We start from the raw sequence: 9,175 nt of genomic DNA, 5'->3' as shown, positions 1-9,175 counted from the left end.
CCGGCAACCCTGCTGGGCCGGTATCAACGCTACGATTCGCTCCTCACCGATCTCTGGGCGGCGGGGGGGCGCCGGCGCCGCCGCCCCCAGCAGGGCCACGGGGGCCACCGGACGTAAACCCCAAAAGGGGTGGATGGCGGGGGCGGTCCGAGGGCGGCCGCCGCCCAGAGATCGGTGAGGAGCGAATCGTAGCGTTGATACCGGCCCAGCAGGGTTGCCGGAGCCTCGGCCGTGAGGGGGGCCTGACCAACGAACACCGCTCGGGGCGCGGCCGCGGCCTGCGCGGCCAGCACCCCGAGCCAATCCGGACCCGGTCGGGCGTCCGCATCGGTGAAGGCCAGGCGCTCGAACCGGGCCGCGCTGATTCCGGCCGTCAGGGCGGCTTTTTTTCCCGCGCCGACTCCCGGCCTTCCAGCGCCGGCCGTGTCCGGCACCCGGATACGGGGGTCCCGTTCGAGCCAGGCATCCAGGTGGGCGCGGGTGGGATCGGTTGAGCCATCGTCCACCAGCACGAATTCCAGTTCAACGTCCGGCGGAACGCGCTGCTGCAGGAGCGCCCGCATGAGTCCGTCCACGTTCGCCGCTTCGTTGCGGAGCGCGACCACTACACTGATGCCGGCGGGGAGTCGGGATTCGGCGGGGTCCGGTTCCGGGAGGCCACGTTCATTTGGAGATGCCAAATCATGGCGCACCGTACCGGCTCGGCGCAGGCCCCACCACCATTCCAGCCGGATGGCGACAGCAGCCAACAGGACCACGATTCCAGCCACCATCATGGCGTTCCTCCTCCCTGGAAGGTCCAACCGGCCTGCCGCAGGGCATCCAGCCAGGCACCCGCATCCGATTCCGCCCATGCGGTCGCGTTTTCGTGCAGGAGCAGGATGCTTCCGGGGCGGAGAAGCGGCGTAATCTGCGCCAACACCAGATAGTCGCGGGTATCCACGTCCCAGAGCATCACGCTGCGGCCCGAACCGCGCGCCCAACGCCAGACCCCGGGCGACAACCGGCCGAACGGCGGCCGCACCACCGAGACCCGTTCGCCGAGCAGGTCTTCAAGAAGCGCACATCCGTCGGTCATGTCGAAAAGCGCCTGGTGGGGATGCCGCCACGCATCGACGTGCGCCATACCGTGCGCCCCCACGGCATGCCCCGCGGACCGGATGGCGCGGACCGCGCCGGGATCGGCACGCGACGCACTTCCCAACAGGAAGAACGTGGCCTGGATGTCGCGTGCGGCGAGGATTGACAGCATGCGGTCGGTGCCCGGACCGGGGCCGTCGTCGAAGGTCAGGTGGAGCGCGGCGCCCGGAATCCGGCCCACGACGCCCGGCAACCCGCACGCGGCCCGCACGAGCCGGGACTGAACGTGATGCACGAGCGTCGGAGTCCTTTTGGAGATGGGGGTGGGTTTCATCGGTCGAGCGCGCGGTCTTTCCAGTGGATGGGCCTGGTCAGCCCCGAGAGCACGACGCCGATGATGTAGGCGATCTGCAGCGGTTGGGCGGGCAGAAAGAGCGGCCACGACCGGCGGATGCCGAAGAACCCGGCCGCCCGGAACAGCATGAGGCCCTCTCCCAACACCTTCAGCCCCATGCCCACGCCGAGCGGTGCCCACAGCACAGGCCAGAACAGGCCGCCAACGGCGTACACGGGCAGACTCAGGATGAACAGGTAGATGGCCAGGCTGTACGCGAGGGCCGACGGCGCGTAATGGACCGTGCCCGTTATCCACCGGCGGCGTTGTTGCCAGAAGGCCTGCGCGGTGGCCGGCGGGGCCGTGCGTACGATGGCGCCGGGGTGGGCGCACCAGGCCACGCGCCACGCGGATTCGTAGGCCATCCGCTGCATGAGGAGGGCATCGTCCCCGGACGATACGCCGTACAGCCCGTCGAAGCCCCCCACGTCCCGGAGGGCGTCCCGCCGGTAGCCACTCGATGCGCCGAAACTCAGGATGGGCCTCCCCAGCCCGATGGCGCCCGAGGCAATCCCCTGCAAACCGGCATATTCCAGCGCCACGACCGGACCGAGCCAGCCGCCATTTGTGTAAGCGATGGGGCCGGCCACGCACCCGACGCCCGGACCGAGGTGCGCCACCATGAGCCGGATCCAGTCAGGCGGTACCGAGGTGTCGGCATCGGTGACGAGCAGGATGTCCCCGGTCGAACGCGCAATGGCTTCGGCCACCGCCCGTTTCTTGTGGCCGCGCGGAACGGCCGCGTCGGCGACGAGGGCCATTTCGACGAGCAGGATGTCCACGTCCGGGTGCCGCGCCTGGACGCTCCGCACCACGTCTGCCGTCCCGTCGGTCGAGTGGTCGTCCACGACCACCACTTCCAGGCTTCCGCGCGGCCAGTCGCAGGCAAGGATGGACTCGAGGCAGGCTGAAATACCTGCAGCCTCGTTCCGGGCGGGAACGATGACGGAGGTTCGCGGCGCATCGACAGGCGCAGGCGCCATGCCGGATTCGCCCACGTCCACGCGGGCGAGACGATGGCTTCGGCGCCGGTTCATCGCATCCCCCACAACAAACGCCGTCAGGCCCACGACATAGACCAGTCCAGGCAGGATGGGCAACCAGATGAGCTCCGTAGGCATGGGGACGTGATGACCGTGTGAAACGTCGCAATCTACAACATGGACCCCGGAACCAAGGTCGGCTCCGCGTGTTGGGCAGCTTCCAAAGGGCAAGTCCCGTACGGACAGCTCCCTCTGAATTCCGTCAGGGCCGGAAGGCAGCAGCGGTAGGAGGTTGTAGCGTCGCGATACGGATCGCTTGCCCTTTGTTGTTTTTTTCCGGTGCGTGTTCATGCATGATGCAATTGTAGTAGGAGGCGGACCCGGCGGTACGACGGCAGCCACGCTCATGGCGCGGGGTGGCCTGCACGTGCTCCTCCTGGACAAGGACACCTTTCCCCGCGACAAGATTTGCGGGGACGCCATCAGCGGCAAGTCGGTTGACGTGCTGGCTGAACTGGGCATGCTGGACAAGGTGAAGCAGACGGACAACGTGGTGGCGTTTGGCGCCACGTTCAGTTCGCCCGACGGGACCGAAGTTTCCATCCCCTTTACCGGGGACATGGGCCGGCCCAAACCGCCCGGGTTCGTGTGCGACCGGGTGACGTACGACAACGCGCTCATGGACATGGCCAAGCAGGCGGGCGTGGACGTCCGCGAGGGCGTGAACGTCAAGGGACTCATCCGGGAGGGAGGCCGTGCCGTGGGCGTCCGGACCGCCGACGCGGAATTCCGCGCGCCGCTCGTTATCGGCGCCGACGGGGCCTACTCCGTGATTGTCCGCGACCTGGGCCTGGACCAGCTGGACGAGGACCACTATGTGGCCGGCATCCGCGCCTACTACGATGGCGTGACCGGTTTCCACGAGCACAATTTCATTGAACTGCACTTCGTGGAAGAGTCCCTGCCGGGCTATTTCTGGATGTTTCCCATGTCCCGCGGCCGGGCGAATGTGGGCGTGGGCATGTTGTCCTCGCGCATAAAGAAGCGGGACGTGAAACTGAAACCCCTGCTGGACGAGGTAGTGGCGCATCCCCGCTTCCGCGAGCGCTTTGCAGGCGCCACGCGCGTCGGCCCTCTCAAGGGCTGGGGACTGCCGCTGGGATCCAAACCCCGCCAGATGGCCGGAGACGGCTGGATGCTGGTGGGCGACGCCGCGAGCCTGATTGACCCGTTCACGGGCGAAGGCATTGGCAACGCCATGGTCAGCGGCATGTACGCCGCCGAGCGGGCCCTGGAGGCGCACCGCCTCAAGACGTATGACCGCGCATTCCTGGATGCGTACGGCCGGCGCGTCCTGGACCAGCTGCAGGACGAGCTCCGCCTGAGCTACAACATGCAGCGCATCCTGAACTGGCAGTGGCTGCTGAACAAGGTCATCCAGAAAGCCGCCCGGTCCGAGGACATCAAGAACGCCATCAGCATCATGTTCGAGGACATGCAGGAGCGCGGAAAACTGGTTTCGCCAATGTTTTACCTGCGCGTCCTGTTTGCATAGTCGTCTGCGGCATAGTTTATTCGTCGCATCCTTTTCGTCCAATCACCCGCATCAATGACCGCGTACGACCTTTTCCTTCTGGGAGCCCCGGCAGGCGGCGAACAGGCCAATCCCCTGGCCATGTTCCTCCCGCTCATCCTCATTTTCATCGTCTTCTACTTCTTCATCATCCGCCCGCAGAAGAAGAAGGAAGATGAGCGCAAGAAGATGATCGAGGCCGTGGCCAAGGGTGATCGCGTGATCACCATCGGTGGCGTGCACGGCAGCGTGACCCAGGTGGACGATACCTCCGTGCTCGTCCAGGTGGACAGCAACACGAAACTGCGGGTCGAGAAAAGCGCCCTCTCTTCGATCGTGAACGCGAAGGACGCGGCGGCGAAGTAAAGCTGTTGGGCGCGCTCCGCTGGCTGCGGATTCCCGTCACCCTGGCCGTCATCGGCCTCGTGGTGTGGTGGGTGGATGCGGCCGCCATCTGGCGGGCGCTCTCGACCGGTCGGGCCGATCTGGTGGCCTGGGCCACGGCGCTGGTGGTGGTTCCGGTAGCCTGCAGCGTGGGCATCTGGCATATCCTGGTGGGCCGGACCCAACCCGTGCGCACGTCGATCGTTGCCATCCTGCTGGGCTATACGGCGGGCGTCTTCACCCCGGCCCGTGCCGGAGAATGGGCGCCGCGCATCCTGGTGGGACCGGCCGAACACCGCACGGCCCGGATGGGCGCGGCGGCGCGGGAGTTCCTGTTGAGGTTCAGCATCCACCCGTTTGTCCTGGGGGCTCTGCTGCCGTTGGCCGGGCCTTCCCTCGGCGTTCCGTGGCCCGTGGCCTCAAGCATTGCCTGCATCCTGCTGGCCGCCGCCATGTTCTTCCTGGGAGCGCACCCGGACGTCATGCTCGTCCTGGCGCGCCGACTGCCGTTCCTGCGGTCCCGGGTTCCGGCAGGCGCGCGCAGCCTGACGGGGTCCGAGCAGGGGGTGCTGTTGATGCTGTTCCTGGTGCGCTACGGCGTGACGATTGCCCAGTACGCACTCCTGTTCCTGGCATTCGGCCTTCGTGAACCGGTGCAGGACCGGGTGGTCGGCGCCGGAATAGTGTTGTCCGCCAAGGGATTCATCCCGAACGTCATGGTCACGGACCTGGGCGTCCGGGAAGGACTCGCCGCGTTCTGGGCGACGGTACAGGGATGGGATCCGGCGCTGCTGGTGGCCGCCAGCCTGGCGCTTTACGGCGTGAACGTACTGCTTCCGGCACTGATTGGAGCCACCGTCATCCCGGCCCGCTCCAGGAGCGAGCGCAACACCGATGGATGAACCGGTTTCGACGCGTAATCGTCCATGCCGGCTTCCAGGCACCGGTTCCGGTCCTCGGTCGTGGCATTGGCGGTCAGGGCGATGATCCACGGTCGATGCTCGCCGCAGATGCCGTTGCGGATGCGCCGCGTGGCTTCCAGTCCGTCAATACCGGGCATCTGCAGGTCCATGAACACGACCGGGTAGTCGAAGTCGGCCAGGGCCATCAGGGCGTCTTCCCCGGTTTCAGCCACATCCACCTGGCATCCGAGTTTCTGGAGCATCCGTTTGCCCACCTTCTGGTTCACCACGTTGTCCTCCACGAGCAGCACGCGCACCGGAGCCGAAGGTCCGGAAGCGTGGACGGGTGCCCGATCGGCCGCCGGCGCCGTTGCGCTCGGCCCCGTGCCGTTCGATCCCGTGTTTTCGGAACCATTTGACAGCGATCCCGCCAGCAACGTCCGCAGGGCCTCCTGCCGGACGGGCTTGGCCAGCGTCAGACCCGCACGTTCTCCCATCTGGTCGCCCAGATGCCGCAGGATGCAAATGGGGGTCTCTCCGGCCTGCTCCGAAAGGGCGTGGGCCACGGCCTGAACCGCGACGCCGTCGAATCCGCTCGGCGTATCGTTCAGCAGGATCATGTCGTAGGCGCGACGGGCCAGCATGTCGGTGGCGGCATCGTCGGTGGCAACCACATCGACCAAGGCCCCCCATCCCTGCATGGTCCGCATGAGGGCGCGACTGAACAGGGGACGGTCGTTTATGAGGAGCACCCGGGCACCCACGTTCTGGGCCAAGGGCGCGGCCAACTCCACCGTCGGAGCCTTGATGTCGAAGAAGAAGGTGGACCCGACGCCAACCGTCGATTCCACCCACATCCGGCCGCCCATGAGTTCGCTGAGCTGCCGGGAGATGGACAGTCCGAGTCCAGTTCCCCCGAATTTGCGGGTGGTTGACACCTCCGCCTGGCGGAAGGGCTCGAAAAGGCCCTCCAGATGGGCCTCGGCAATGCCGATTCCAGTGTCTTCCACGGCGAACCGGAGGGTATCGCGGGACGGGTCGGGGCGGTAAACGCGGATCTGGACCTCGCCTTCTTCCGTGAATTTAACGGCATTCCCCACGAGATTGACCAGCACCTGACGCAGGCGCGCCGAATCGCCGAAAATGCTGTGCGGCACATTGTCGTCCAGGTCGCAGGACAGGTCCAGCCCCTTGCGGGCGGCCAGGCGTCCGACCATGGTGAGTGCGCTCTCGACGCATTCGGAAACCACCATGGGCTCCTCTTCCACGATGACCGCGCCGGCTTCGATTTTCGAGAAGTCCAGGATGTCGTTCACAATGGTCAGCAGGGACTCCCCGCTGGTCCGGATGACATCAATCACTTCCGCGTGGTCGGGACGCAGGTCCTCGTTGGCCAGCAGGCTGGTCATGCCGATGATGCCGTTCAGCGGCGTCCGGATTTCGTGGCTCATCTGGGCCAGGAAGTCGGCCTTGATCTGGGCGGAGCCTTCGGCCGATTCGCGAGCGGCTTCCAGGCGTTCCACGACGGTGTGCAGCTTTTCTGCCCGACGTTCCAGTTCCCGCTTGCGCTCGTCCAGTTCCTTGTTCACGGCCTTGAGTTCGGCGGCCGATTCGGCCAGGAGGCGTTCGTTTTCCTTGCGGCCCTGCATCTGGTCCGACAGGCCGTGCAGCGCGCGCGTCAGGTCCTCCAGATCCCCGACCAGGTCCAGCTGGAGGTCGGAAATGTCGTCGCCCTTGCCAATCCGGCGGGCGGCCGCTTCAAGCAGACTGAGCGGCTTGACGATGGATTTCGAAATATACATGGCATACAGGATGCCCAGGACGAACGAAAACAGGACCAGCCCGAGGGAGATCCACAGGAACCGCTCGGTCCGTTCCGATTCCGCCACAATGACCTTGCTCAGCGAGTCCTCGATGGCGGCGGCCAGGAAGGCCAGGTTCGACCGGACGTAGTTCACCTTGTCGGTAACCATGGCAATCTGGTCAAAATCCTGTTGCAGATGCGCCAATTCGTCCTTGGCGGTCGACACGAATTCCGGGCTGTCGGTGGCCTCCACCATTTGATTCAGGATCACGATGCGCCGATGCAGCTCATCGGCATATTCCGTTCCGCCCCGCAGCAGGAAGTTTTTTTCGGCGCGACGGACCTGGAGCAATTCGATGACCGCCTGGGACATGCCACGCTCGGCAAACATGGCGTGCAAGTTGGCCGACCGGGTCCGCATTTCGCCCTCCAGTCCATCTTCCTCGTAGAATCCGCGGGTCTGATACGCCTCGATCAACTGGTTGATGGAGTGCAGGTACAGATGGAGTTCACTGTGGAGCCGTTCGTAATTCTCGACCCGGACCCCTTCATGCAGGATGGCATCGGCCTTCTGAAGCCATTGCTCGGTGTCCTTGGCCTCGCCGGGATCCCGCGAAAGCATGAACTCCCGGACCGTGGAATTGGCATTCAGGATATTGTGCTGGAGTACGCGAACGCGATCGCGCTCCTCCATGGCCTGCACCGACGTGAACGCGAGCGCCACCACCCCGAACGAAATGAGGAAAACGAGGATGATCAGACTGATCGTCCGGCCGTAGAGCGATAGAAGATGTTGCATGTCGATACCAGGTCTGTCACGTCTTGGATCGACAGGGGGCGCGCGGAATTAAGCCCGACTATCGTGAAAACTGCCCATACCATTCCATGAGATGCGCCATGTCGGCGTCACGATCGCCGGTCGGCCAGAACAGGGGGGCGAATCCGATGCGTTTGCGCCGGGCATCGATCCAGGCGGGCAGGATGGGCACACCCGCGCCAGCGGCAATCCGGTGGAATCCCGTTTTCCAGGTGTCTACCCGCCGCCGCGTCCCTTCCGGGGACAGCCCGACCACGAACCGGTCGTGGGCCCGGAAGGCCTCGATGGTGTCCGGGACCAGCCGCCCGGGGCGCTGCCGGTTGACCGGAATACCCCCGGCCCAGCGCATGAGGGGTCCGAACGGACCCCGGAACAGCGTGTGCTTCCCTATCCAGTGGAAGTCCAGCCCCATCCCGAAAACGATTCCCATGGCCAGGACGAAATCCCAATTCGACGTGTGGGGTGCGGCAATGAGCACGAACTTGGGCGCGTCCGGGACTTCCCCTTCGAATTGCCAGCCCGCCGCATGCAGCACGCGCCGGACCCACCGGTGGGCCGGACGCCGGGGGACCCGCGCCCCGATGGGAATGGGGATGGGGAATGCGGGCGGCACGGTGGATTCGTGTAAATCAGGCATGTGCGGGCCTTCCGGTCAAGGTCTCCCACAGGTCATCCACGCGGGCCCGGAGGTCTTCCAGGGTGCCGTCGTTCACGATGACCGTGTCGGCAATGGATCGATACGTGGTGGCATCCGGTTGGGCCTGCATGCGGGCGCGGGCCTGGTCCGGACTCTGCCCGGCCCGCCGGGCAGCCCGGTCCAGCCGCGCCCCCGGGGTCGCCTCGACGACCACCCAGTGATCCACGTCCGCGCGGGCCGCTTCGTTCGGAAACACGGCCTGTTCCTTGACCAGCATGGGGCATCCGGCGACCTCGGCGGCCTGCTTGGCCGCCCGGAAACGGACGCCCACGGCGGGATGCACCACGGCCTCGAGGGCCCGCCGGTCGGCTTCGCTCCCGAAAATCCGGTCGGCAATCCAGGTCTTGTTGAGCCCCCCATCCGGGGCGTACGCCTCCGCCCCGAGCGCCGCGATGACGCCTGCCCGTACGTCGGCGTCGTGCACCATGAGCTCACGGGCCTCGGCATCCGCATGGAACATGCGGGCGCCGAGGCCCGTGAGCCGCTCGCAAACGGTGGATTTTCCGGAGGCAATGCCTCCCGTGACGCCGACGGTAATCAT

At 65.9% G+C, this 9,175-nt stretch carries 9 protein-coding genes and 1 other RNA gene; 4 read left to right on the top strand and 6 right to left on the bottom strand.

The annotated features are described in order from the left end of the window. Positions 1-29: 29 nt before the first annotated feature. Genes RIE53_07650 through RIE53_07640 form a run of 3 tightly spaced genes read right to left on the bottom strand, consistent with a single transcriptional unit; the run spans position 30 to position 2,595 of the window. On the bottom strand, positions 30-776 hold the full coding sequence (locus tag RIE53_07650; protein ID MEQ9104558.1) for a glycosyltransferase: 747 nt from the start codon (positions 774-776) through the stop codon (positions 30-32). Then, positions 773-1,375 (bottom strand): polysaccharide deacetylase family protein, encoded by a 603-nt coding sequence (locus RIE53_07645; protein MEQ9104557.1) that lies wholly within the window; start codon positions 1,373-1,375, stop codon positions 773-775. Before RIE53_07645 ends, RIE53_07650 begins: the two co-directional genes overlap by 4 nt. A 35-nt stretch (positions 1,376-1,410) precedes the next feature. Beyond that, on the bottom strand, positions 1,411-2,595 hold the full coding sequence (locus tag RIE53_07640; GenBank protein MEQ9104556.1) for a glycosyltransferase: 1,185 nt from the start codon (positions 2,593-2,595) through the stop codon (positions 1,411-1,413). Between the two features lie 87 nt (positions 2,596-2,682). On the opposite strand from RIE53_07640, the gene ffs reads away from it, so the two are divergent. The 4 genes from ffs to RIE53_07620 all read left to right on the top strand — a co-directional run bounded on the left by ffs (position 2,683) and on the right by RIE53_07620 (position 5,316). Further along, an RNA gene (gene ffs / locus RIE53_07635) (signal recognition particle sRNA small type) lies at positions 2,683-2,782 on the top strand. A gap of 24 nt (positions 2,783-2,806) precedes the next feature. Further along, positions 2,807-4,012: an NAD(P)/FAD-dependent oxidoreductase gene (locus RIE53_07630; protein MEQ9104555.1), complete on the top strand. Its 1,206-nt coding sequence runs from the start codon at positions 2,807-2,809 to the stop codon at positions 4,010-4,012. Positions 4,013-4,066: 54 nt separating this feature from the next. Further along, a complete protein-coding gene (gene yajC / locus RIE53_07625) occupies positions 4,067-4,396 on the top strand; it encodes a preprotein translocase subunit YajC (protein ID MEQ9104554.1) in 330 nt (109 codons plus the stop codon). 5 nt (positions 4,397-4,401) lie between these two features. Then, positions 4,402-5,316 (top strand): lysylphosphatidylglycerol synthase domain-containing protein, encoded by a 915-nt coding sequence (locus RIE53_07620; GenBank protein ID MEQ9104553.1) that lies wholly within the window; start codon positions 4,402-4,404, stop codon positions 5,314-5,316. Here RIE53_07620 and RIE53_07615 read toward each other — a convergent pair. From RIE53_07615 to coaE, 3 genes are read right to left on the bottom strand one after another with little or no spacing between them, the layout of a single operon-like run. Further along, entirely contained in the window at positions 5,229-7,919 is a 2,691-nt protein-coding gene (locus RIE53_07615; protein MEQ9104552.1) for an ATP-binding protein, read from the bottom strand. The genes RIE53_07620 and RIE53_07615 overlap by 88 nt on opposite strands. A gap of 58 nt (positions 7,920-7,977) precedes the next feature. Then, positions 7,978-8,574 carry a lysophospholipid acyltransferase family protein gene (locus RIE53_07610; GenBank protein ID MEQ9104551.1) on the bottom strand — a complete coding sequence of 199 codons (597 nt, stop codon included), beginning with the start codon at positions 8,572-8,574 and terminating at the stop codon, positions 7,978-7,980. Then, on the bottom strand, positions 8,567-9,175 hold the full coding sequence (coaE, locus tag RIE53_07605; GenBank protein ID MEQ9104550.1) for a dephospho-CoA kinase: 609 nt from the start codon (positions 9,173-9,175) through the stop codon (positions 8,567-8,569). Before coaE ends, RIE53_07610 begins: the two co-directional genes overlap by 8 nt.

The sequence above is a fragment of the Rhodothermales bacterium genome, assembly GCA_040221055.1.
Lineage (GTDB): Bacteria > Bacteroidota > Rhodothermia > Rhodothermales > UBA10348 > 1-14-0-65-60-17.
This window is presented reverse-complemented; position numbering and strand designations above follow the sequence as displayed.

Coding starts and splice junctions, on each gene's coding strand:
- RIE53_07640 (MEQ9104556.1), bottom strand. CDS start 2,595: ATGCCTACGGAGCTCATCTGGTTGCCCATCCTGCCTGGACTGGTCTAT.
- RIE53_07650 (MEQ9104558.1), bottom strand. CDS start 776: ATGATGGTGGCTGGAATCGTGGTCCTGTTGGCTGCTGTCGCCATCCGG.
- RIE53_07630 (MEQ9104555.1), top strand. CDS start 2,807: ATGCATGATGCAATTGTAGTAGGAGGCGGACCCGGCGGTACGACGGCA.
- yajC (MEQ9104554.1), top strand. CDS start 4,067: ATGACCGCGTACGACCTTTTCCTTCTGGGAGCCCCGGCAGGCGGCGAA.
- RIE53_07615 (MEQ9104552.1), bottom strand. CDS start 7,919: ATGCAACATCTTCTATCGCTCTACGGCCGGACGATCAGTCTGATCATC.
- RIE53_07610 (MEQ9104551.1), bottom strand. CDS start 8,574: ATGCCTGATTTACACGAATCCACCGTGCCGCCCGCATTCCCCATCCCC.
- coaE (MEQ9104550.1), bottom strand. CDS start 9,175: ATGATTACCGTCGGCGTCACGGGAGGCATTGCCTCCGGAAAATCCACC.